The sequence below is a fragment of the Sphingobium xenophagum NBRC 107872 genome, from assembly GCF_000367345.1.
GTDB lineage: Bacteria > Pseudomonadota > Alphaproteobacteria > Sphingomonadales > Sphingomonadaceae > Sphingobium > Sphingobium xenophagum.
Genome location: NZ_BARE01000011.1, coordinates 103,624 through 126,358 on the forward strand (window position 1 = coordinate 103,624; position 22,735 = coordinate 126,358).

Annotated in this window: 19 protein-coding genes; 11 read left to right on the forward strand and 8 right to left on the reverse strand. The window is 61.6% G+C overall.

The features are described 5' to 3' along the window. Window positions 1-23 precede the first annotated feature (23 nt). From rsgA to qhpE, 10 genes are all read left to right on the forward strand, one after another. On the forward strand, window positions 24-1,055 hold the full coding sequence (gene rsgA / locus SX1_RS06270; RefSeq protein ID WP_017181233.1) for a ribosome small subunit-dependent GTPase A: 1,032 nt from the start codon (window positions 24-26) through the stop codon (window positions 1,053-1,055). A gap of 139 nt (window positions 1,056-1,194) precedes the next feature. Next, complete coding sequence (locus SX1_RS06275; RefSeq protein ID WP_026002074.1) at window positions 1,195-1,647, forward strand: (2Fe-2S)-binding protein; 453 nt, start codon at window positions 1,195-1,197, stop codon at window positions 1,645-1,647. Further along, a complete protein-coding gene (locus SX1_RS06280; RefSeq protein ID WP_017181231.1) occupies window positions 1,644-3,827 on the forward strand; it encodes a xanthine dehydrogenase family protein molybdopterin-binding subunit in 2,184 nt (727 codons plus the stop codon). Before SX1_RS06275 ends, SX1_RS06280 begins: the two co-directional genes overlap by 4 nt. Window positions 3,828-4,108: 281 nt before the next feature. Beyond that, window positions 4,109-5,839, forward strand: coding sequence for a quinohemoprotein amine dehydrogenase subunit alpha (gene peaA, locus SX1_RS06285; protein WP_019052327.1), 1,731 nt, complete (start codon window positions 4,109-4,111; stop codon window positions 5,837-5,839). Beyond that, a complete protein-coding gene (peaB, locus tag SX1_RS06290) occupies window positions 5,836-7,290 on the forward strand; it encodes a quinohemoprotein amine dehydrogenase maturation protein (RefSeq protein ID WP_017181229.1) in 1,455 nt (484 codons plus the stop codon). The genes peaA and peaB overlap by 4 nt, the downstream gene beginning before the upstream one ends. Beyond that, entirely contained in the window at window positions 7,287-7,646 is a 360-nt protein-coding gene (qhpC, locus tag SX1_RS06295; protein ID WP_017181228.1) for a quinohemoprotein amine dehydrogenase subunit gamma, read from the forward strand. The genes peaB and qhpC overlap by 4 nt, the downstream gene beginning before the upstream one ends. 8 nt (window positions 7,647-7,654) lie before the next feature. After that, a complete protein-coding gene (locus SX1_RS06300) occupies window positions 7,655-8,743 on the forward strand; it encodes a YncE family protein (RefSeq protein ID WP_017181227.1) in 1,089 nt (362 codons plus the stop codon). Then, a complete protein-coding gene (locus SX1_RS06305) occupies window positions 8,740-9,747 on the forward strand; it encodes a hypothetical protein (protein WP_017181226.1) in 1,008 nt (335 codons plus the stop codon). Before SX1_RS06300 ends, SX1_RS06305 begins: the two co-directional genes overlap by 4 nt. Beyond that, window positions 9,744-11,447: an ABC transporter ATP-binding protein gene (locus tag SX1_RS06310; RefSeq protein ID WP_019052328.1), complete on the forward strand. Its 1,704-nt coding sequence runs from the start codon at window positions 9,744-9,746 to the stop codon at window positions 11,445-11,447. The genes SX1_RS06305 and SX1_RS06310 overlap by 4 nt, the downstream gene beginning before the upstream one ends. Continuing rightward, window positions 11,440-12,060: a subtilisin-like serine protease QhpE gene (gene qhpE, locus SX1_RS06315; protein ID WP_017181224.1), complete on the forward strand. Its 621-nt coding sequence runs from the start codon at window positions 11,440-11,442 to the stop codon at window positions 12,058-12,060. Before SX1_RS06310 ends, qhpE begins: the two co-directional genes overlap by 8 nt. On the opposite strand, the gene SX1_RS06320 is transcribed toward qhpE, so the two are convergent. Further along, on the reverse strand, window positions 12,048-14,078 hold the full coding sequence (locus SX1_RS06320; RefSeq protein WP_019052329.1) for a tetratricopeptide repeat-containing sulfotransferase family protein: 2,031 nt from the start codon (window positions 14,076-14,078) through the stop codon (window positions 12,048-12,050). The two genes, qhpE and SX1_RS06320, sit on opposite strands and share 13 nt — an antisense overlap. 370 nt (window positions 14,079-14,448) lie before the next feature. Between SX1_RS06320 and SX1_RS06325 the strand changes: the two genes are divergently transcribed. After that, window positions 14,449-17,202, forward strand: a complete 2,754-nt coding sequence (locus SX1_RS06325; RefSeq protein ID WP_026002431.1) for a TonB-dependent receptor — start codon at window positions 14,449-14,451, stop codon at window positions 17,200-17,202. Between the two features lie 80 nt (window positions 17,203-17,282). On the opposite strand, the gene SX1_RS06330 is transcribed toward SX1_RS06325, so the two are convergent. The 7 genes from SX1_RS06330 to SX1_RS06360 all read right to left on the reverse strand — a co-directional run bounded on the left by SX1_RS06330 (window position 17,283) and on the right by SX1_RS06360 (window position 22,735). Next, entirely contained in the window at window positions 17,283-17,789 is a 507-nt protein-coding gene (locus tag SX1_RS06330; RefSeq protein WP_017183405.1) for a cytochrome c family protein, read from the reverse strand. Between the two features lie 12 nt (window positions 17,790-17,801). Next, a complete protein-coding gene (locus SX1_RS06335; RefSeq protein ID WP_019052330.1) occupies window positions 17,802-18,347 on the reverse strand; it encodes a methylamine dehydrogenase light chain in 546 nt (181 codons plus the stop codon). Between the two features lie 23 nt (window positions 18,348-18,370). Continuing rightward, a complete protein-coding gene (locus SX1_RS06340) occupies window positions 18,371-18,973 on the reverse strand; it encodes a thioredoxin domain-containing protein (RefSeq protein WP_017183407.1) in 603 nt (200 codons plus the stop codon). A gap of 6 nt (window positions 18,974-18,979) precedes the next feature. Beyond that, entirely contained in the window at window positions 18,980-19,510 is a 531-nt protein-coding gene (locus SX1_RS06345) for a MauE/DoxX family redox-associated membrane protein (RefSeq protein ID WP_017183408.1), read from the reverse strand. 2 nt (window positions 19,511-19,512) lie between these two features. Continuing rightward, on the reverse strand, window positions 19,513-20,688 hold the full coding sequence (locus SX1_RS06350; RefSeq protein ID WP_026002432.1) for an amine dehydrogenase large subunit: 1,176 nt from the start codon (window positions 20,686-20,688) through the stop codon (window positions 19,513-19,515). 175 nt (window positions 20,689-20,863) lie between these two features. Next, complete coding sequence (locus SX1_RS06355) at window positions 20,864-21,517, reverse strand: TetR/AcrR family transcriptional regulator (protein WP_017183410.1); 654 nt, start codon at window positions 21,515-21,517, stop codon at window positions 20,864-20,866. Window positions 21,518-21,628: 111 nt separating this feature from the next. Then, a complete protein-coding gene (locus SX1_RS06360) occupies window positions 21,629-22,735 on the reverse strand; it encodes a ThuA domain-containing protein (protein ID WP_017183411.1) in 1,107 nt (368 codons plus the stop codon).

Sequence of the window (22,735 nt, forward strand, 5' to 3'; positions counted from 1 at the left end):
CATTTGAGCGGCATGCAGCAATTATGGACTCCGTTGATAAGACCCTGGACGAACTTGGCTGGCGCCCGTTTTTCAGCGCGCAAATGTCAGAATTGGGCGATAGCGGGTCCAGGCCGTTTCGCGTTATGGCCGTGCATCGCGGTAAGATCGTGGTCGCTGGCGAGGGTGGGGCTCTAGACATTCAGCCCGGCTTTGGCGACGGCTTGGCGGCGGAGGATCATCCCACTGTCGGCGACTGGGTGCTTGTCGACAGCGCCACTTGCCAGATCACGCATATCTTGCAGCGCGCCAACCTGTTCAAACGGCGCGCGCCGGGTGGTGACCAGAAAACGCAGTTGATCGCTGCCAATGTCGATACGCTGTTCATCGTCGCCTCCTGCAATCAGGATTTCAGCATTCCCCGGCTGGAGCGTTATCTGATCCTGGCGCGCGACGTAGGGGTTCATCCCGTAATCGTCCTGACCAAGACCGATCTGACCGACAAGCCAGAGGCTTTCGCAGCGGCGGCGCGCGATTTGCAGCCGGGATTGGAGGTGGAAAGCATCAATGGCAAAGACCCCGCCAGCGCCGCCCGCCTGTCGCGCTGGTGTGGCATGGGTCAAACGGTCGCGCTTGTCGGATCGTCCGGCGTCGGCAAATCCACGCTGGTCAACACATTGCGCGGCTCTGATACTATCGCGACCCAGGCCATCCGCACAGCCGACGACACCGGACGGCACACCACGACAGTGCGGGAAATGCATCGGCTGGACCATGGCGGCTGGCTGCTCGACACGCCGGGGATGCGCGAATTGCAGCTTACCGATGTGGCGTCGGGCCTTGCCGCTGTGTTCGCCGACATTGTCGAGGCCGCCGAGCAGTGCCGCTTTTCGGACTGCGCCCACAACAGCGAACCGGGTTGCGCGGTCCAAATGGCGATCGCAAATGGCGTATTCACGCCCACCCGCCTGGATCGCTGGCGTGCCCTGGTTGCGGAGGAAGCCTATAATAGCGCCAGCCCGGCAGAACGCCGCGCGCTTGACCGTCTTGCAGCGGCGGCGGCCAGGCGAAAATAGGTTGTGCCGGTTGCGCGGTTCATGCCCGTCCAACGGATGATCGACGAAGCGCAGGGCGCACCGCCCCAGCGCTGAACCGACTGGACAGATCGCTGCAGATCAGCATCTAATGCGCGCGACACAGTCAAAGGTGGGCGGCATGGCGATCAGTCTGACGGTAAATGGCAAGAAGCGGCAGGTGGAGGGTGATCCGGCCAAGCCGTTGCTATGGGTGTTGCGCGAGGATCTTGACCTGGTCGGCACCAAATTCGGCTGCGGCGCCGGGCTTTGCGGCGCTTGTACTGTTCATGTCGACGGACAGGCGGTGCGGTCGTGCCAGACCCTGCTGGGCGATGTGAAGGGCGCAGCGGTCACCACGATCGAGGGTGCGGCAGCCACTGACGTTGGCAAGCGCATTGCCGCCAGCTGGATCGCCCAGGACGTCCCTCAATGCGGCTATTGCCAGGCCGGGCAGATTATGAGCGCAACCGCGCTGCTCAGCCAGACGCCCAAGCCCACCGACGAGGATATTGACGCCGCGATGATCGGCAATCTGTGCCGCTGCTCCACCTATGTCCGCATCCGCGCCGCGATCAAGGCGGCCGCGGCATGAGCCGCGCGACACTCTCCCGCCGCGGGTTCATTTCCGCGTCACTGATCGCGGGCGGCGGATTGCTGTTCGATCTTGCCGTGCCGATCGCGAAGGCGGCGGACGGCACGCCGGTCATCATCAACGCCTTCATCCGCATCCTGCCGGACAATCGCGTCATCATCGGCGCGAAAAATGCTGAAATCGGCCAAGGCGCCAAGACGATGCTGCCGATGCTCATCGCGGAGGAACTGGACGTCGACTGGGCGCAGGTCAGCATCGAACAAACCCATGCCGACGCCAAGATTTTCGGCGGGCAGAGCGCAGGCGGCAGCCGGACGACCCCGCGTGAATGGCTGCCCATGCGGCAGGCTGGAGCGGCGGCGCGCGCGATGCTGGTCGCCGCTGCAGCAGCGCAATGGGGCGTTGCGGCAGAGATGCTGACGACCGGCAGCGGCAAGGTGACCGACCCCAAAACCGGCAAGTCGATCCCGTACGCCACACTGGCAGGCGCAGCGGCGAAGCTGCCAGCCCCCGATCCCGCGACGCTCAAACTGAAAGACCCGGCAAATTTCCATATCATCGGGCAGTCGGTCGGCGGTGTCGACACGCCTGCCATCGTCGCGGGCAGGCCGCTGTTCGGCATCGATGTCAAGCTGCCGGGCATGCTCCATGCTGTGCTGGAAACCTGCCCGGCATTTGGCGGCACGTTCAAATCGGCCAATCTGGACGCCGTGCGCGCGCTGCCCGGCATTGCCCATGTGCTGACGATCAAGGGCGATGGCACCCCTGAATCCGGCTATGATGGTGTCGCGATCCTCGCCAAAAGCTGGTGGACCGCCAATCAGGCGCGCGAGACGCTGAAAGTCGAGTGGGACGACAGCGCGGTCACCGGCTTTTCGACCCAGGGCTATGCCGCGCAGGCCGCGACCCGTGCGAAGGGCAAGGCGGACGGCAATATCGTCCGCACTGGCGATGTCGATGGCGCCTTCGCGTCGGCGGACAAGGTCGTGACCGCAGACTATAGCTACCCCTTTCTCGCCCATGCCACGCTGGAACCGCAAAATTGCACGGCCCTGTTCAAGGATGGCGCCATCGAAATCTGGGCGCCGACCCAGAATCCGGAGAGCGGGCGCGGACTGGTCGCACAGGCGCTGGGCCTGCCGCCGGAGAAGATCCGCATCAATTTCTCCCGCATCGGCGGCGGTTTCGGGCGGCGGCTGATGAACGACTATATGGTGCAGGCGGCGCGCATCGCCGCGCAAGTGCCGGGCGTACCAGTCAAACTGCTCTTCACCCGCGCTGACGACATGGGCCGCGATTTCTATCGCCCGGCAGGCTGGCACGGCTTCCGTGCCGCGCTCAACAAGGATGGGGCGCTGACTGCCTTCCACGATCATTTCATCACCTTTGGCAAGGACGGCAAGCCCGTGCGGTCGGCCGAACTGTCACCCGGTGAGTTGCCTGCGGGTCTGATCGACCATGTGCTGTTCGAGCAAAGTTTCCTGTCCACCAACATGCCGACCGGCTGGCTGCGCGCCCCCGGCTCCAATGCGCTGGCCTTCGTCTATCAGGCTTTCATGGATGAGATCGCGGCGGCGGCGGGCAAGGATCTGCCTACGCTGATGCTCGAACTCCTGTCCAAGACTGCGCAGGTCAGTCAGGGAGCCAATCGCCCGCCCTTCGTCACCGCGCGCGCCAGGGGCGTGATCGAAAAAGCGCTGGCCATGGGCGACTGGGCGAACCGCACAGCGTTGCCCAAGGGGCAGGGCAAGGGCTTTGCCTTTTATTACAGCCATGCCGGCTATTTCGCCGAAGTGGTGGAGGTAGCCGTTGCCGATGGCGTGCCGAAGGTCAGGACGGTCTGGGTTGCAGGCGATGTCGGCGGCCATATCATCAACCCCATCAATGCGCTGCATCAGGTGCAGGGGTCGGTGATCGAAGGGCTGGGGCAGGCGCTCGCCGGGCAGGCCATCACCCAGGTCGCCGGAGCGATCGAGCAGGCCAATTTCGATACCCACCCGCTTCAACGCATTCCCGACACGCCAACCATCCATGTCGAATTCGTCAAGACCGATTACCCTCCCACGGGCCTGGGCGAACCCGCGCTGCCTCCAGTCATTCCCGCGCTGATCAATGCCATCCACGCCGCGACCGGCAAACGCATCAGATCACTTCCGGTGACGGCCGAGATGCTGGTCTGAAAACAACCCGGTCGGGTAGCGCGATGGGTTTTGGCGCGGCTGATTCCGGGCGGCCATTTCAGGATGCTTTCATGCCGGGATCGGCGTGGCACCCCTTCGCGCAAGTGTTGCGATTGGGGGTCGGAAGAGGCCGATCAGCCCGTTTGAAAAAATCTTGATAGCTGTCCAGTTTCCTATGGCGGATTTACACAACGCCATACGTTTCCGAAACGATAGCGCACGATGTGCGTCTGCCTGAGCTTGGGTTTCGCGCATCTTATGGTGCTTGTGGGGGAAACGGGGTGAAGCGGGTAACGGTCTCGAAATTCGGGTTGCTGGCGCTGTTTTCTACGTCAATCCTGTTCGCGCAGGCCGATGGCGGGCCGGATGGCGCGCTTATGAAAGAAAGCGATCCGGGGATCCCGGTCGCAGACGCGCTGGTCAAGGAAAAATGCGGCACCTGCCACGCGCCCGATGCCAAGGGGAATTTGTCGCGGATCAGCTGGGTCCGCACCACGCCTGAAGGTTGGTCGCAGGCGATCAAGCGTATGGTCCGGTTGAATGGCCTGGCGATCACGCCCGAAGAATCGCGCGCTATCGTCAAATCCCTTTCCTCGTCGCATGGCCTGGCCCCGCAAGAGGCGCTGCCGGTCATGTATCTGGCCGAAAAGCGGATGATCGACGAGACCAATATCCCGAACGAAACCATGCGCGGGGCGTGCGCTGCCTGCCATAGCTTTGCCCAGCCCCTGTCTTGGCGGCGGTCGAAGCTGGAATGGAAGCAGTTACAGGATCTGCATGTCGCCATGTATTCGCAGGCGGACGCTCAATATCGACGCCCGGCCGAGGATAGCGAGCAACCGGCGGGCCGCGATCCCAAGGACAAGATGCTGCGCGGCGAATATGCGCTTGGCTATTTGGCGAAGGCCGCGCCGCTGCACACGCCCGAATGGGCCGCATGGCAATCGCGCCAGAGCGTGCCGCGTCTGGTGGGCGAATGGCTGGTCGTGGCATCGGCGCCGGGGCAGGGGCGTTTCGTGGGCAGCTTCAGTATCAAGCCCGGCAAGGCAGCGGACGAATTCCTGACCAGCAGTGTGCTGCGCTCGCTCAACAATGGAGCGTCGGTGAACCGCAGCGGGGCAGGCATCGTTTACGCCGGTTATAGTTGGCGCGGATCGTCAAAAGGCGCGGCCGTCGCTGGCAGGCCCGATGATCTGGGTAGCGCCGCGCGCGAAACAATGTGGTTCGCGCCGGACCAGCAAAGTGCGGTGGGGCGCTGGTATTGGGGCGATTATCAGGAATTCGGGCTGGACGTGAAATTGACCCGCGCAACGGCTGCGCCAGCGGTGCTGGCCGTCATCCCCGGTTCGGTGAAGGCCGGGACCAGGGGCGCGCAGTTCCGCATCGTCGGCCACAATCTGCCCGCTTCGCTTACGCCCGCCTACATTGATCTGGGCATGGGCGTGACCGCGACCAGAATACTGTCGGCCAGTCCGCAGGAACTGGTGGTGATGGCCGACGTTGCCGCCGGGGCGGCGTCGGGACAGCGCAATGTCGCGGTCGGTGGCGCGGTGCTGGAACAGGCTTTCCCGGTCTACAGCAAGATTGATTATATCAAGGTGACACCGGAAACCGCCCTGTCGCGATTGGGCGGGATCAAATTCCCTAAAGGCTACGCCCAGTTCGAGGCGATAGGCTTCGAAAATGGCATCGACGGCAAGCAGGGGACGGCGGATGACATTGCGGTAGGGCCGGTCGACGTCACCTGGTCGACCCAGGAATATCTGGCGGTCTATTATGATGATGACGCCAAATATGTCGGCACGCTCAGTCCCGCGGCGCTCTTCACCCCCAATAGCGAGGGGCCGAACCCCGCCCGCCGCTTTGGTCGCAATAATTATGGCGATATTTGGGTCGTCGCCACGGCCAAGGCCGAAAAGGACAAGTTCGGCAAGCCGCTGACCGCCCGGTCCTACATGGTCGTCGCCGTGCCTGCCTATCAGAAATGGGATCAACCGGAGGTGTCGCAATGACCGTGATGCAGGCACCCACCTATCGCCGGGCGGAATATCACGGCTTTGCCGCAGGCGGCAGCGAGTTCGTCTATCTGGTAAGCGCGGGCGCCATCTTCGAAATCGACACCCATGTCCGTGTGGTTCTGGACCGTCTTGATGGACAGGAACTTACTCACGCAGCGCTCGTGCGCGAATTGGTAGCCGAAGGCAGCACGGCGGAAGAAGCCGATGGGCTGGTGCGCGAATTGCGGCAGGCGCGGCTCATCCATCTGGGCCACGCCATGCCGGTTGCAGAGGCGCCACAAGCTCCTCCGGCGGACTTTCCGTTGCAGGCGCTGGTGCTGAACGTCACCAATCAGTGCAATCTGGCCTGCACTTATTGCTACGAATTCGGCGCGGACAAGATCGCGACGCCAGCGGGCAAACCCAAATATATGACGCTTGAAACGGCGATGGCGTCGGTCGATCTGCTGATCGCGGAGGCGATCGGCCGCAAGTCGGTACACATCACCTTTTTTGGTGGTGAGACCTTGATGAATTTCAAACTGTTACGCGATGTTGTGGCCTACGCTAATGAAGCTACGAACGCAGCCGGCAAGGACATCACCTACAGCCTCACGACCAACGCAACGCTGCTGACGCCGGAGATTGTCACCTTCCTGTCGGACAATCGCATCGGCGTGACCGTATCGATGGACGGCCCGCCGGAATTGCAGGACAAGCATCGCGTCTTCAAGAATGGCAAGGGCAGCTATGCGGCGATCGAGCCGCGCCTGCGCACGCTGATCGCGCATCACAAGACGCGGGCCATCACCGCGCGGGTGACGCTGACCGAAGGTGTGACCGATGTCGTCCGCATCTTCCGCCATCTGAAGGATGATCTGGGCTTCCACGAGGTCGGCTTCGCGCCGGTGACGACGGGGGAGACGCGCGCCTATTCTCTGGACGGCAACGGCATGGATAGCGTGCTGGCGCAGTTCAACAGCCTAGCGGACGAGTGGCTGGAATATGCCCTGCGCGGGGAGTCGCACGGCTTCACCAATGTTAGCGAAACGATCAGCGAGCTGATTTCAGGCGTCAACAAATCGCACCCCTGCGGCGCGGGGCTGGGCCTGATGGGGGTCAGTCCGTCGGGCGACCTGTCGCCCTGCCATCGCTTCACGGACGCTGACACGCATAGCATGGGGCATGTCTCCATCGGCATCGACCGCGTCAAGCAGGGAGATTTCCTGGCCAAGGGGCATGTCCAGGCGAAATATGACTGCCAGAGTTGCTGGGCGCGCCCGCTATGTGCGGGCGGATGCCATCATGAAGCATTTGTCCGCTATGGCGATACCGGCCACGCCAACCTCCATTATTGCGACTGGATACGCCAGTGGACCGACACCTGCCTGCGTATCTACGGCGTGTTGTCGGTGCGTAATCCGGGCTTCCTGGAACGCTTCGCCGAGAGAAAGGGGTTGTCATGAAGCATCTTCGCGCCATCAATAAAAAGGCGCAGCGGATCGACGAGGCCGTGACGCAGATGGAGGCAGCCGCTTCCCCTGATGCGGACATGGAGGAGGATGTCGTCGCCCTTCAGCAGACGCCGCGTCCGCATGTGCCGATGGGTTGTTCGCTCTCCTTCTCTCCCGGCTGGGAAGTCGATGCCAGTGGCGGGACGGCGGGGCTGTGCCAGCCGGTCGAGCGCGATATTTATGATTGCTACGTCACCTGTTTCTGGCCGGTTCAGGTGCCCGATCATGTCAACTACTCGCCCGACTGGGCCAGTAACTGCGCTACCGCGACCAAGGATTGGCGCAATCTCGATCTCGTTTTCCCATGAGGGCCGCCATGCATAAATTTCGTCTGATGCTGGGCCCTGGCCTGGCGATGCTGGGCGCTGCGCCCATGCACGCAGCTACGCTGTTCATGGGCTCCTATCCCGACCGCCTGCTGGTGTTTGAAGAAAGCAAGGGGGCCGTCACCGGCACGATCAAGCTGGACACCGGCCTGCCCACGTCGATGCAATTGTCCGACGATGGCAAGCGCATCTATGTAACAACCATCACCACCGGCGGGATCGAGGTGATCGACACCGCGACGCGCAAGGTGATCAACAAATTCAGCCTGAATGACGGCACCACCCGCTATCGTTTCTGGGGCGGAGTGCCCGATCCTACGGGTCGCTATTTCTACACCGTCCTCTCCAAATTCGATAAGGGCATAGACCGCTATACCGTCAGCAAGCCCATGTATGGCGTCATCGACCTGAAACAGCAAAAGGTTGTCCGCACGGCCGAGCTCGACAAGGAGGATGAACGTTCTGGCAGCTGGCGCGCGGGGTATAAAGTGTCGCCAGACGGCAAAACGCTCTACGCCTTCGGGGAAAAGGTCGCGATCATCGACCTGACGACGCTCAAGGTGACGGACCGGATCGACCTGGCCAAGCCGGAAGGCGCCGGCATGGAAAATGTCGGCTTTGGCGGCACGTTGGACGCCATCCGTACACCGGGGCAATATGTGGCGCTGTTCAATGCCGCCGACACCTATGTCCATAACAAGATGTTCGGCCTGGCGCGCTTCGATTTGTCGACCCGGCAGTTTGATTTTACCCCGATCGGCCCTGCCCCAGACGCGATGGCCGGACTACAGGTTACGCCCGACGGCAAGCAGGCCTACACCGTCGTCACCAACGGCAAATATGGCAATAAGCGCTGCGAATTCTGGCATATGGACATGGCCAGCAATGCCGTGGTCGACAAGGCAGAGTTCCCATGCCGGTCGCGTTTCCGCCTGGGCATGTCCATCGATGGCGCGAAACTATATATTTACGGCGCGAGCTATGATCTGGAAGTCTATGACGCCCGAACGCTCAAGCATGAGGTGACGCTGGATCTGGGCTATGACACCACTGGCGCAGGCATGGTCGCAGTGGAATGAGCCAAAGGCGCTTGATCGTCGGCATCCGGGGCAGCGGGATTGCGGCGACGACATGCGCACATCTATTGCATGGAGCGGGCCTTCGGGTCGCAAGCGAAGCCGCTCATCGCACGCCGGTGCCGACGATCCTGTTGAGCGATCCCGCTCTGGCGCTACTGCGCGACGTGTTCGGGCGGCCCGGCCTCTTTGCCGATAGCCCTAGGATCAAGCGTCGAGTGATCGCTTGGGGCGGTGCGCCGGTGGCGGTCCCCCACAGCGCGGCTCTGGTGTCGGAAGAAGCGGTGCAGGCGGCGTTGGCCAGCGACAAACCTGCCGCCGGCCCCGTGCCGGTCGATTTCTCCATTCACGCCGCGCTGCCGCAGCCATCGGGCAAGATGCGTATCTTTGGTGATCGCAACGCCGTCGCCGCGAAGATACGCTTGCGTGACCCGGCTTGCGCGCAGGAGGGCAGGGTAGAGGCGGTACCGGATGGCTGGCTGTTTCTGGTGCCCGCCGGAACGGGGGAAGGCTGGTTGCTGGGGGTAGGCGGGCCTCTGGACGACCTGCTGGCGCAGAGCGGATTGATTGCGCCAGTGGTCGACGCCGTCGGGGCGGCCTCCATGCCCTTTCTCGCAGCACCGCGCCTGCATCTGCCCCTGTGCGGCGACGACTGGCTGGCCTGCGGAACCGCAGCATTGGGCTTCGATCCACTCTGTGGCGATGGCACCGCGCAATCTGTGCGGGAGGCGATACTGGCCTCCGCCGTGCTGATCGGCATTGCAGAGGGCGGCGATCGCGCGGCATTGCTGACCCATTATCAGTCAATGCTGATTGCGGCGATGCGGCGGCATCTGGCGCTCTGCGCGCAATTCTATGCCAGCGGCGGGACGGGTGACTGGTGGCGGGCGCAGCATGATGCATTGATGGACGGGCATCGCTGGTGCACCGGCCTGCTGGCAAAGATGCCGGAGCCAGCCTTCGTGCTGGACGGGTTCCGGCTGGTGCCCCGGCGGCAGGCGGCATGAGTGGCACAACGCCCACGCCGGTTGCCGACTGGAGCGCTTACAAGCGACTAAGCCCCTTCCTGCGGCCCTATCGCGGCGCGCTGATGGTCGTTTTGGCGATCAGCCTTGTGTCGACCGCGCTGGGGCTGGCGCAGCCCTATCTGTCCAAACTGATGATCGACCAGGCGCTTTTGCGACGTGATATGGGCGCACTGGTGCGGATCGCCGCGATCATGATTGGCGTGACCGTTGCCGGGTTCGCGGTCAATATCCTCGCCAGCTATCGCTATGTCGCCCTGTCGGCGGCGATGCTCTATGATATTCGCGCAGCCCTACTGCGCCATCTCCAGACGCTTTCGCCACGCTTTTACGGCAGCTTCCGGCTGGGCGACCTCGTATCGCGGATGAACAGCGACGTAAGCGATGTGCAGCGGATCGCGTCCGACACTATGCTATCGGTCGTCAGCAACCTGCTCTTCTTCGTCGGCTGCGTTGCCATGATGCTGTGGCTCGACTGGCGGTTGTTCCTGGTAAGCGTCGTGCTGGTCCCGGCAAGTCTCGCGACATTCGCATATTATCAGCGGCGGTTGACCGCGCTGACCCGTGACATGCGGGAAAAGGGCGCGGACCTGGGTAGCTTGCTGGTCGATACGGTCATGGGTATGCGGGTGGTCGCTTCGCTACGCGCAGGCGAGCATGAAGTCGGACGCTTCCAGCGGAAGAATGATGCCTTTGTCGGCGCAATGTTGCGGATGCAGGTCGCCTCCTACATGACTGGCGCGTTGCCCGGCACGCTGATGACCGCCGCGACATCGGCGGTGATCCTCTATGGCGGCTGGCGCATCATCGAAGATGGCATGAGCATCGGTACGCTGGTCGCGTTCATGACCTATCATATGCGGCTGCTATCGCCGATCCAGACGCTGATGGGGCTGACGTCTGGCCTCGCGTCGGCACGGGTGTCGCTGGGGCGGATATTCGAACTGTTCGATACCAGGGCCGATGTGGTCGAGTGCGCCGATCCAGTGCCGCTGGAGCGGGCGCAAGTGATCCGGTTCGACCGGGTGGCGATGCGTTATGATCGTGATGTCGTGCTGCGCGAAATAGACCTGACGATAGCAGCGGGCAGCCTGTGCGCGATTCTTGGACCGAGCGGGGTGGGCAAATCGACCATGGCGGACCTGATGGTGCGCTATCTTGATCCCGATGCCGGGCGCGTGATGGTCAATGACCGTAACCTGCGCGACTATGTGCTTGACGATGTGCGGCGGGAGATCATTCTGGTCGACCAGTCGCCCTATCTGTTCAACGATACGATCGCGGCGAATATCGGCTTTGCGCTTCCGGATGTGCGACAGGCCCAGATAGAAGCTGCGGCCCATGCGGCGGGGCTGGACGATTTTATCGCGCGGCTGCCGCTGGGGTACGACACGCGGGCGGGGGAGCGTGGCATGGCATTGTCGGCGGGGGAGCGGCAACGGATCGTTCTCGCGCGGGCATTGCTGCGCTCGCCCAGCATCCTGATACTCGACGAGCCGACATCGGCGCTGGACGGGGAAACGGAGCAATTGATAGCTGGTCGGCTGCGCGGGGCGTTGCCCGATGCGACCATCATCATCATCACGCACAAGCCTGCCATGGCGCAGCTGGCCGACATGATCGTGACGCTGACGGACGGGCGCGCCAGGGTAGAGCGGCGCGGCGAGCCGGTTCATGCCTGATCCGGTACGGATCGCGATCATCGACAGCGGGGTGCATCCCGACCATCCGCATATTGATGCCGCGCGTCTATTGCCGGGATTTTCCGTGGCGCGCGATGGCAGCTTTACCCAAGGCGATACGCTGGACGACCTGGGCCATGGCACGGCCGTAACCGCTGCCATCATGGATCAGGCGCCCGATGCCTTATGCCTGCCGATCCGGGTCTTTCATGCGGCGCTTCGCGCCAGTGCGCGGGCACTGGTCAGCGCGATTGATCTGGCGGTCGAGGCGCGGGTCGATCTGATCAATCTCAGTCTTGGGACCGTCAATCTGGCGCACAGCGCGGCTTTTGCGGCGGTAGTGGAGCGGGCCAGGGTTGCAGAAATTCAGATTGTCGCGGCGCGCGATGTTGACGGACAGGCCTGCTATCCGGGCAGTCTCGACGGGGTACTGGGCGTCACCCTCGATTGGGATTGCCCGCGTGGAATCTATTCTGTGACGGAAGGGGTCATCCATGCCAGCGGACATCCGCGGCCGATTCCCGGCGTTGAACAGCGGCGCAATCTTCATGGGGTGAGTTTCGCGGTCGCCAATGTCAGTGGGATCATAGGGCGGGAGCGTCAGGCCGGATAGGCTGCGATTTCCGGTCCCAGCGCCTCTTCCAGAGGACCGAGCCAGGGCGCGAAATGCCGCCAATGATCGACGCCATCAGTGAAGATCGGCTGACGCACCTGTTCCGAACTCGCGGTGCGAACTGCCCGCTCCGTCCGCCAGAAGGCAAGGCATGCCTCCTCGAACGGCAGGCCGAGATAGTCGAGCAGCCGCGCGACTTCGCCGGGCGTGTCGGCGACCATATGTTCATAATGCACACGGTGGACATGGCCGGGCGCAGCCGCATCGAACGCGCTCATCAGCGCCACATAATCGCGATAATAGCGACCGATCTCGCTCAAATCGTAAGTAAAGGCCTGACCGCGGGCGAAATGCTGTTTCCATCCCGAAAAGCAGCAGCCCATCGGATGGCGACGCGCGTCAATGATCTTGGCGTTCGGCAGGATCAGCCGGATCAGGCCAACATGCTGCCAATTATTGGGCATTTTGTCGATGAAACGGGGCTTGTCGCTCTGGCGGTGAACGCGGGTGCGATCGATATATTCTTCGCCCAGCCGTTGCCGGTCGGCTGGGGTCAGCGACATGATCATCGTGGCGAAATCGGGGAATTCGCCTTCGTCGATGCGCGATTGCAGACGGCTGGCGATGATCATCATCTCCGGCAGTTCCATCGTCCCCTCAACCTGACTGTGGCTGGAGAGTATCTGTTCGACCAGCGTGGAGCCGGACCGGGGAAGGCCGACCACAAAGACGGGATCGGGCGCAGCGGCGCCGCCCGTTCCCATTCGCGTGAGGAAGGCGGCAGTAAAGCAGGCTTCCGTTGCCTTGACTTCCGCGGCAAATTCATCGGCATCATAGGATAGTAGCGAGCGGCGCAGGCTGTTGCCGCGATCATAATGACCAAAGGAAGCGGCATAATCGTGCGCATCCTCCAGCGCCTTGCCGAGTGAGAAATGGAGGTGGAAGATGTCCTCGCTCCGTGCCGCCGCCTCCGGCGCCAGCATCGACAGCGCCTGTTCCATTACGGCAATATCCGCTGCGTCGAGCTTGACGGTCTTGAGATTGGCAAGGCTCCACCAGGCTTCGCCCATGGTCGGCAGATAGCGCACCGCCTGGCGATAGGCATGAATTGCGTCCGCCTGCCGCCCCACCGTCTTGAGCGCATGGCCCAGATTCTGCCAGAGCTGCGGCTGATCCGGCTTTTGCGCTAGCAGCCTTTGATAAATGGCTGCCGCCTGCGCCTGATCACCCAGCCGCACAAGCACCGAAGCACGCAGCAGCGCATAGCCCGGATTGTCGAGCGGGGATTGCGCCAGAACATCCGCATGGGCGAGCGCATCGGTCAGGCGGTTGTTCTGGAGCAGCAGCCGGATCAGGAAATCGCGCGCCAGATCGAACCCCGGCGCGGTCGCCACGGCCCGTTCGACCAATATCAGGGCCGCGCTCATATCCCCGCGACGCCAGTGAATTTCGCCCAGCAACCGCGCAGCGGCGGGATCGTCCGGCAACCGGGCAAGCCGCGCATCCAGAATCGCTGTGGCATCGTTCAGGCGCCCCTCATTCATTGCCACCGCTGCTTCAAGCAGATCGCGATCGCGCGACGAGGCATGGATGCCCGACAGGTCTGCGCGCCATGCCTGGTCGTCACGGCCGACTTTCCGCAATTCGCGCGCCAGCAGGAACCAGCCGCTCGCCACACCGGCTTGTTGGCGGACCAGGCGTTCCAGCGCGGCGATAGCCTGCGCACTATCGCCCGTTTCGCTTGCTGCCTGTGCGAGTTCCCATAACAGGGCGGCCACGTTCGGCTGGCGACGGGCAAGCGCTGCAAGCCGCGAGAGAGCGGCATCTGACTGGCCCAAGCGCCGCAAAGCCTGGGCAGCGACCAGTTCGGCGGGCGGCAGGCCGGGGGCTCTTGTCAGTATCTCTTCTGCATGCACCAAAGCCTCTGCCGGCCGGGTGTCCAGCAGCTTGGCAGCGCGATCCACCGCCACGTTCAGTGCGCGGGAAGGGGAGACCGGCGGGTGCGAAGCAGCGTCCATGGAGGCTTTTACTTCCTTTCTCGTTTGCACAATGAACAGGATATTGCAGTTGCGCAACAACAGGAGCGACCGAAGGGCGGGAACAGTAAAATTAGGCTGTTGACTCCTGCCATCGTTACAGCATTATCAAACTTGGACAAGCGTACGAAATAGCGAAAGTCCAAGGGGTATACAGGTAAATTGTGATGCCATGCCGTCGTTCGGCAGGTCTGGAGGCGTGCGCCGTTTCCGGTCGTGGGGCTGTTTTGCCCTTGCGAAATTCGGGTTGTGACACGCTAGCTGAAAATACGCTGCAATGCGTCATAATCGCGCGGGATAACCGCGATTTTGGGAGAGTGGAGGGCATCTTTTAAAGGGGGAGTCCAACACTATGAAAATTCCGTCTCGTCGCCGGTCGCAACTTGTGAAGATATTGGGCGTGACCACCATATTGGCCGGGCTGGGCGCTACAGGTATGGCGCGCGCGGCCAGTGCCGTTGCTGACCAAGCCGCTGATCCAGCCATGACATCACCTGCCGATGAAGCGGGCGGTGGCCTCACTGAAATCGTCGTCACGGCGACCCGCAGTGCGCAGAGCATCCAGAAAGTGCCGATTTCCATGCAGGCGCTGGGTGCTGAAACGCTGGCGGAGCGGCAGGTCAAGGGCTTGAGCGATTTCGCCACGCTGTTGCCATCCGTATCGTTCGAGGGGATCGGGCCAGGCCGCAACACCGCCTTTTTCCGCGGCATCGTGCCAGCGGGCGGCGCCTATGCCTCGGTCGGCTATTATCTGAACGACATTCCAATCACGGGCACGGAAGTGCCCGACATCCATGCCTATGATCTGGAGCGCGTAGAAGCGCTGGCCGGGCCGCAGGGCACGCTTTATGGCGCGGGATCGCTGGCCGGCACCATCCGCATCATCACCAACAAGCCCAATATGGACAAGTTCGAGTTCGGCTACGATGTCGAGGCCAATAAATATGGCAAGGGTGACTTTGGCGGCCAACTGGAATCCTACATCAACGTGCCGTTAAGCGACACATTGGCGGTCCGCGCCATGGGCTATTACCGGCGTGATGGTGGCTATATCGACAATAGGCCCAATAACGGTCTGCTCAACAATGGCGATCCGGCCGTTTATACGCTGGGGGACGAAAACCCGGCGACCTTCTTCAATCTCGACAATTCCGACATCGCCAAGGATGACTATAATAGTATCAAGGAATTTGGCGGTCGCGTCCAATTGCTGTGGGAGCCGGTGGATGGATGGTCGGTCGCGCCGGAAATCACCGCGCAAAAGCAGGTCGCCAACGGCTATTTCGGCTTCGATCCGCGTGTCGGCGATCTGGAAGTGCATGATTATGACAAGACCAGGAATGACGATCGCTGGTATCAGGCGGCGCTCAGCATCCATGGTCATATCGGCGACTGGGACATTGTTTCGGCTACCGGCTATTTCAAACGTAGGACGCGAACTCTCAACGATTATACTTATTATACAGTCACTTATGACGGTTTCGGGCCGGGCTACGAAAGCTATTTGCAATTTTTCGATAATTGCACCGGGTCGGGCGCATCACAGCAATGTTCGCTGATCGACCCGACGCAATATTATCATGCCGATACACACCGCAACAAATTTACCCAGGAATTACGCCTTTCGACGCCCAAGGATTGGCCGTTCGACGTGACGATCGGCGGTTTCTATCAGCGGCAGAAAAATAAGACGAACACCTATTATGCCATTCGCGGGCTGGATACGATCACGGGCTATACCCAGACCGGCGGCGGCGATGTGGCAGGTGGCCTGATCGGCGTACCGGCGATGTTCGCGATCGATTATGATCAGGATGGAATACCCGACACCGCGGATGATAGCGTACCTTACTTCACCGACACGGTTATCAACCCCAACGGCAATCCGCTTGGCACGATGCTGCTGGGGACACAGGCGGTAAAGGGCGATGGCTTCTACGCTGTCGAGCAGAACCAGCTTTATCATGACAAGGCGATCTTCGCCGAAGGCCATTATAATATCACGCCGACACTGAAACTGACCGGCGGCATTCGTTATTTCTGGACCGATTATGCGGTCAAGGGCTTTGCCGGTGTCGCAGGGTCTGCGGCGAATACGGTCACGTCGGTCTTTGTCCCGACCGGGGAAATGGGTTGCCCGACTCCGCTCCCAGCCGAGCGGCTGCAATGCCTCAACACCAATTTCCGCGCGACCGACCAGACCGGGCGCTATAAGGAAGATGGCGAAACGCACAAGGTCGCGCTCGACTGGCAGTTCCAGCCCAACAAGATGGTCTATTTCAATTATTCCACCGGCTTCCGCCCCGGCGGTTTCAATCGTCCACTGCGCATCCGCAACTTCGGCCCGGTCGATGTCGCTCCGTTCAAGTCCGAAACGCTCACCAATTTCGAACTCGGCGTCAAAACGACCTGGAACAACATCTTCCGCTTCAATGCAGCGGTCTATTATGAGAAATGGAATAATATCCAATATGGTGTCGTGGTGTCGGGTGCGCAGGGTGCGGGCATGACCGGCAATGCGGGCAAGGCGGTGGTCAAGGGTATCGAATATGATGCCGACCTGAAGCTGGGCAAGGTGACGATCTCGACCTCCGGTGCCTATAATGACGGTAAGCTCAAGGGCAATTTCTGCAACTTCGCGCTGGACAAAGATACATCGACCATCTCCCAACTATCGAGCTGTACGCTAGGTCAGGATGTGCCCGAATCCAGCCCACCAACGCCGCAGGTCGCTGCTGCCAATGGCACCCGCCTGCCACGCCAGCCCAAGTTCAAGGGCACGACATCCATCCGCTACGACACCTATATGGGCGACTATAGCGCCTATGTGCAGGGCGCGGCGCTCTACCAGACCGGAGCGACCCAGGATCTGAACGTCGATAATAATGCGCTGCTCGGCAACACAAAGGGCTTTGTCAGCTTCGACTTTTCCGGCGGCATCAAGAAGGACAGTTGGAGCGTGACGCTGTTCATCCAGAACGCCTTCGACAAGCGCGGTCAGCTGACCAAAAATACCTTCTGTTCGATCGACTTCTGTTCCGGGTCGTCGCGTACCTTCACCATCAAGCCGCAATTTTTCGGCATCCGCTTCGGCCAGAAATTCTGAGCGCCTGCTACTGACTTGATAATGCCGCCGGACCAACGATCCGGCGGCATTATTATTACCAATTCAGTTATGAAATCCTTTTATTCCTGCCCCGGATAGAGCCGTCGCATGGCGGCCGGCGCGCCGCACTGGCGGATTGCCACCTCGACATAGCGGGTGCGCTCCGCCTTCAGCGAAACGGATGTCAGCGCGAACTGGCGTTCGTGTGCCACCTCTTGCGCCGTGAAAGGCTTGGCGCCCTTTGGCACGCTGGCCCCGCCCAGGCCAAAGACCATGTAATTGACCAGATCGGCAAGCTGTTGATTGTCCTTGATCCGGCTGTGCGCGATATTGGGCAGGCGGATAAGATAGGCCCGCGACTGGGGCGTACACATGAACCAGCCAACCCGCCCGCGCAATTCGGGCAATAGCGCGGGTGCAGCGCTGCCCTGAATGCCATGACAGCCACCGCAATGTTCGGCATAGTCGGACCGCGCAAGGTCAGGATCGGTAATTGCGGCGGGCAGCGGACCCAATGGCGGCAGCGCGGCGCGGCCAATACCGACCGCGCCGATCAGGAACAGCGAACCAAGAACAAGCCTGCGCATCGCCGCCCGATCCTAGCTGGCGGATCCTACCAGCACCGCGGTCGAACAATGATACTCCATGCTGGTCGTACCGAAGCACCAGATCACGTCATTGTTGAGTTGCGGCACATAGAGTTGGGTTTCGCGGTCGGTATTGTCGCAACCGCACTGCCCGCAGGCCGGTTTGCCGCAACAGTCGCGATAGGCGATGAGATAGGCCTTGCCGTCGTCCGGGTTGATGCAGGTGCCTACCCAGGACACGGGCGAAGGCTCGGCCCCCGGCGGGCAACTGTGGATGCCGCCGCCGCAGCATGTGCACAGCGCTCCGTCGATGGCGCAATAGCGCCAATAGTCGCACTTGGTGTCGTCTTTCGTCTGGGCGTTGCGCGCGAAACCGGTCTTGCCTTCCGGTGACCGGTCTGGCTTGGCTGCTTCGGCGCGACTGACCGGCAACAGAGGAAAGGCGGGCGCCGCCACCAACGCCGCCCCCAGTCGCGACAACATGGAACGGCGCGACGTGCCGCCCGCCAGCTTGCGCAACAGGCGTTCCCCCATGGCGTCGGCGTCAAATTTCTTCATCTCACTGACCCCCTATATGCCGCTCAGGCAGCCTGCGCCTTTAACGATCCGATATAATCCTGCACGGTCTTGATCCCCATCTCATGGGCCACGATCAGACTTTCGAGATGTTCGCGGCTGTTGACCAGTCCTTTGGACAGGATCGTCCCCTCCGCGTCGATCAACACCGCATAGGGCAACTTCGCGACGCCGAAGGCCTGTCCCACTTCAGGGCCATTCACGAATGGATAAGCCTCCAGCCCGTGCTGCGCGATCATCGCGCGCTGGGCCGCGGCATCATCGTCACCGACGAAACTGAGCGCGACACGCTCGTCGCGGGCAAAGGATTTCGCCATCGGAATGATTGATTTGCACAGCGGGCATTGCGCGGACACGAACATCAGCAGGCGCAGCGGTATGTCAGGGGCGTGCCCGCCGATCGTTACCGGGCCGCCGTCCAGCAAGCGCGCATCGACCTTGACCGTGGCGTCGCCCACCGCCGGGCCACCGCCGGTCGTCAATGCACCGGCAGGCGCAACGCGAATGTGCAGCACGCCGACCTGACGCGCGATCGCGAGCAGCGCCACGCCAAAGCCAAGGATCATGATCCACGACAATATTTGCGAGACAATGAGCGATGTCATCATGATTGCTTATCTCCGGTGGGCGGCGGGCAACGCGAGGAGCGCGCCGATGGAATTGCAGAGTAGATAGGCCAGATAGAGTGCGACACCGCCGACCATGGCCGTGGCGATGTCCATCGCGCCGAGCGGTGGCGCGTCCCATAGTCGCGGAACCAACAGTGTCGCCAGCACGGCGTTGCGGCCAACCAGCGACCAGCCGATCGGATGGCGCAGCTGCGGTCTGCCACAGCCGCAATCGATATGGGTCCGGCCACGCCGGATATTGATCGCCATCGCCCCCCCGAACAACATCAACAGCAGGATCGCCAGCAGCACCGGCAGCGGCCATCCGCCCGCGATCAGTGCCGCGCCAATCAATATTTCGGCGATCGGCAGGATTGTCGCGGCGGGTGCCACCAGGCCGTTGGGGAGTAGGCGGTAATTGGCGATCACGCCGGGCAACAGGATGCGATGGCGCAGCTTTTCAAAGCCCGCGATCAGCAGGATGAGTCCAACGCCTACCGATGCGGCCAGTCCCATGATTGCCAGCCCCAGCGCCATTGTCAGGACGGGTCCGCAACCGTGATGGTGCTGCCCCCGGCTCTTTCTATCCTGTGCTTTTCTTCACCCGTCGCGACGTCGACGACAATGGCGTTGCCGCCTTCCCCATTCATGAACAGCATCGGCTTGTCGGTCTGCGACACCTCGATATTGTTCATCGGTTCCTTGAGCGTGCGCCGCTTGACGACCTTTTGCGTGGCCAGATCGACCTCCCACACTTCGGTGCCGGACGCCTTGTGCGACCAATATTCGCCCATATGCATCAGCACGAACAGATGGCCGGACGGTCGATGCAGCGCCATGGGCTGGCGACCGCCCGGATACCAGTTCAGCTCCAGCGGCTTGGTTTCGCCCGGACGGATGCCAGCGGCCGCCTGGATCGAGAAGGGCGCAGAAATGGTCGGCGTCGGACCCAGCTTGGCCTGATAAATCTGGCCGGTATAGGTCAGGAAGGTCGTTTCCTTCTTATGCTTGTCATAGGTGAAATTGTCGAAGATCGGGTCGTCGGTCGCCGAAAAGAAGGGCGCGCTATGGGTGATGTTCGCCTTGGTCCCCTTGATCGCGACCGTTGCCAGCGATCCGTCCGAGCAAAGGGCGGAAAAGCCAACCCCCGGATTGGGCATCATGCTGGCGCAACCGGGCAGTTCCACGGCGGTTACGAACTTACGCTTGACCAGATCGACGATATTCACCCCGGACACGGGACTGAAATCATAGACATAGGCGGTCTTGCCATCGTCGCTGACGATGAAATTATTCTTCCGCGCGCCAATCAATATGCGGCCCGGCAGCGGGACTTCGGTGATCAGGTTCAATGTCTGGCTGTCATAGACAGAAACCATGTCCTGCCGCGTGCCGCGATCGCCCTTCGACCAGATGGTTTCGGCGACATAATAATATTTCCCCGCCGGATCGATCGCGAAATCGGCTAGGCGGCGGGTTTCAACCATGCCCTTCATCTTGCCGGTTTCGCCGTCGAAGATGCTGGTGCCCGGCATGTCCCAACCGCCATCCACAAAGAACCAAGTTGGTTTGGGCGGAGTGATACTCAGGACGTCAGACGTTTCCATTTCCAGCGCCGCGCCGGTATCGGCGGGCGCGGCCTGCGTCGGGCCGGCGAGCAGTGCCCATCCCCATGCGGCAGCAGCGAACAATCCCCTGGCGGCGGTCCTCGGCATCTGGCGTGATCCCCCTTGATCGTGCGGACGGCGGGGCTGACTCATCGGGTCTGTACGCCGGCGTCTGCGCAAAGATTGGACAGCTGTCCGGTATTGGTCAAGGGGTTTCGGGGGCGGAACGGAAATATATTTTGCAATGCAGCAATATGGTGCCCATTTGGCCGGTTTGTTCGCTCTAGGCGGCCTCTGTCATCAACCCTTCAAGATCCCGCGATGTCACCGTTTTGGCCAGCTGGATCAACGACGTCGCGGCAAGCGCGGTAAAGGCCGGCATTTTGTGCGCCCATGGTTTGCCATAGCCCAGAAACGGGGTGGATCCTTCCATCGACGCGCTGATGAACAGGGCGACGCTATGCACTTCGTCGGCGGTCAGGTCCGGGTTGAGCTCAGCGACATATTCGCCGATGGCGCGATGCACCCGTTCGTAAAAGGCGCGCACCCGATCGGCGACGAAATCGCTATGATTGGCCAATGCCCATAATTCGGTGAATAAATGGGTGGTGCGCTTGCTCTGTATATAATCCAGGCACAGGATGATGACGCGCCGTAGCCGTTCTTCGACCGTCAGGCCCGGCTTGCGCACCATCTGGTCCATCATCGCGCCATAGGAATCGACCAGTTCGTCCAGCATCACCTGGATCAGCATTTCCTTGCGCGGGAAATGATAGCTGACATTGCCGACCTTCATATCACAGCGCGCGGCGATTCGGCGCAAGGTGAAGGCGTCCGCCCCTTCGTCGATCAATACCGCCAGCGCTGCTTTGAGGATCTGGTCGACCGTTTCGGTCCCGCGTGCGTATATGCCGGGACGGGTGGGTGAGGATGTCATGTCACTATCTGCCTTGCGCCGCTCCTATCATCCAATAGGACCGGTGGCCACCCTTTGCCGCCATTTCGGGCGGAGGCATGATGTCATCTGTTGCGTTTTTGCCCGGCTGGCCTACCCCTTGGCCCTGCATGGTGCGTTGCGATTGGCGGCCCAGCCGATGGCGCTTTCGAGCAGGCTGACATGCTGCGCCTGGCTGTAACTTTCGGGCAAATGGCCAATGGCCGAATAGAAAATACGGCCTTTGCCGATGCAGTTTGTCCAGGCCAGCGGGTGATCGCCCATCCGCAAACCATCCGCCAGCTTATAGCTGCTCTCATCCAGGGTCAGCAGCACATCGGCGCCAGCCGCGCGCGGGTTGGTACCGAAAGAATACCATTCGTCGGTCATCCGCCATTCGGCGGGCAGCGCGCTTGCCAGAGGATGCGCCTTGTTCACCGCAATGCGCGCCTCCTGAAATTGCGGATTGGATGGATGCCCCTTGAACCGCGCGCCGATCAGCCTGTCCGCATACCAGTCCCAGAAATACACCGGGTCGCCCGCCGTGCCATGCATGCCCACAAAGCCGCCACCGCGCGCCAGATAGGCCTGGAGCGCCTTGCGCTGCGACAATGTCAGCACGTCGCCGCTGACATTGTTCCAGATGACAGCGTCAAATGTGCGCAGCGTGCCGGGATTGAATGCGCCACCCTTGTCGGTGACGACCATCGACCAGCCCATGCGCTTGGCCATGCCCAGCAACGCCTTGCGCGCTGCATCAACCGACGGTCCGTCGCGAAAACCGTTGATCTTTTCAAACAGCAACAGTCGCGGACGGCCAGCGGGCAGCGCGAATGTGGGCACATCATTGTCGTATCGGGCGCAGCGTGCCGCCTTTTCCGCATCGGTCAACGGCAGCGCCCTAAGCTCAGCCTCAATCGCGGCGACCTTGTCAGGCTTGATCTGGAGCATGCCGACGGCTTCACGAAGCGACAGGATTGCAGAGAAGCTTGGCGGCGTCGTGCCGGTAAAGAAAGGCGGCAATGTATCGATCCGGCCGGGAACGACTTTGTCCACCACGCTCCGTGCCGCAGGGCTACGCAATATGTCGATCAGCGGCGTTGCCGTCGAAAACGGCATATCGCGCAACGGGCAGTCGATCACAGGTTTGGCGATGGCAGGCATTGCCGATATGGAAGCCAGCGCTGCGACACAGCCCAGAAATGCCTGCCTGATCAGCAC

What these genes read in the sequence shown, in the direction of transcription:
- SX1_RS06355 (WP_017183410.1), bottom strand. Translation starts at nt 21,517, where the DNA reads ATGACATCCTCACCCACCCGTCCCGGCATATACGCACGCGGGACCGAA.
- SX1_RS06310 (WP_019052328.1), top strand. Translation starts at nt 9,744, where the DNA reads ATGAGTGGCACAACGCCCACGCCGGTTGCCGACTGGAGCGCTTACAAG.
- SX1_RS06325 (WP_026002431.1), top strand. Translation starts at nt 14,449, where the DNA reads ATGAAAATTCCGTCTCGTCGCCGGTCGCAACTTGTGAAGATATTGGGC.
- SX1_RS06330 (WP_017183405.1), bottom strand. Translation starts at nt 17,789, where the DNA reads ATGCGCAGGCTTGTTCTTGGTTCGCTGTTCCTGATCGGCGCGGTCGGT.
- qhpC (WP_017181228.1), top strand. Translation starts at nt 7,287, where the DNA reads ATGAAGCATCTTCGCGCCATCAATAAAAAGGCGCAGCGGATCGACGAG.
- SX1_RS06345 (WP_017183408.1), bottom strand. Translation starts at nt 19,510, where the DNA reads ATGGCGCTGGGGCTGGCAATCATGGGACTGGCCGCATCGGTAGGCGTT.
- SX1_RS06280 (WP_017181231.1), top strand. Translation starts at nt 1,644, where the DNA reads ATGAGCCGCGCGACACTCTCCCGCCGCGGGTTCATTTCCGCGTCACTG.
- SX1_RS06340 (WP_017183407.1), bottom strand. Translation starts at nt 18,973, where the DNA reads ATGATGACATCGCTCATTGTCTCGCAAATATTGTCGTGGATCATGATC.
- SX1_RS06335 (WP_019052330.1), bottom strand. Translation starts at nt 18,347, where the DNA reads ATGAAGAAATTTGACGCCGACGCCATGGGGGAACGCCTGTTGCGCAAG.
- peaB (WP_017181229.1), top strand. Translation starts at nt 5,836, where the DNA reads ATGACCGTGATGCAGGCACCCACCTATCGCCGGGCGGAATATCACGGC.
- qhpE (WP_017181224.1), top strand. Translation starts at nt 11,440, where the DNA reads ATGCCTGATCCGGTACGGATCGCGATCATCGACAGCGGGGTGCATCCC.
- SX1_RS06320 (WP_019052329.1), bottom strand. Translation starts at nt 14,078, where the DNA reads ATGGACGCTGCTTCGCACCCGCCGGTCTCCCCTTCCCGCGCACTGAAC.
- SX1_RS06305 (WP_017181226.1), top strand. Translation starts at nt 8,740, where the DNA reads ATGAGCCAAAGGCGCTTGATCGTCGGCATCCGGGGCAGCGGGATTGCG.
- SX1_RS06300 (WP_017181227.1), top strand. Translation starts at nt 7,655, where the DNA reads ATGCATAAATTTCGTCTGATGCTGGGCCCTGGCCTGGCGATGCTGGGC.
- rsgA (WP_017181233.1), top strand. Translation starts at nt 24, where the DNA reads ATGGACTCCGTTGATAAGACCCTGGACGAACTTGGCTGGCGCCCGTTT.
- SX1_RS06275 (WP_026002074.1), top strand. Translation starts at nt 1,195, where the DNA reads ATGGCGATCAGTCTGACGGTAAATGGCAAGAAGCGGCAGGTGGAGGGT.
- SX1_RS06350 (WP_026002432.1), bottom strand. Translation starts at nt 20,688, where the DNA reads ATGCCGAGGACCGCCGCCAGGGGATTGTTCGCTGCTGCCGCATGGGGA.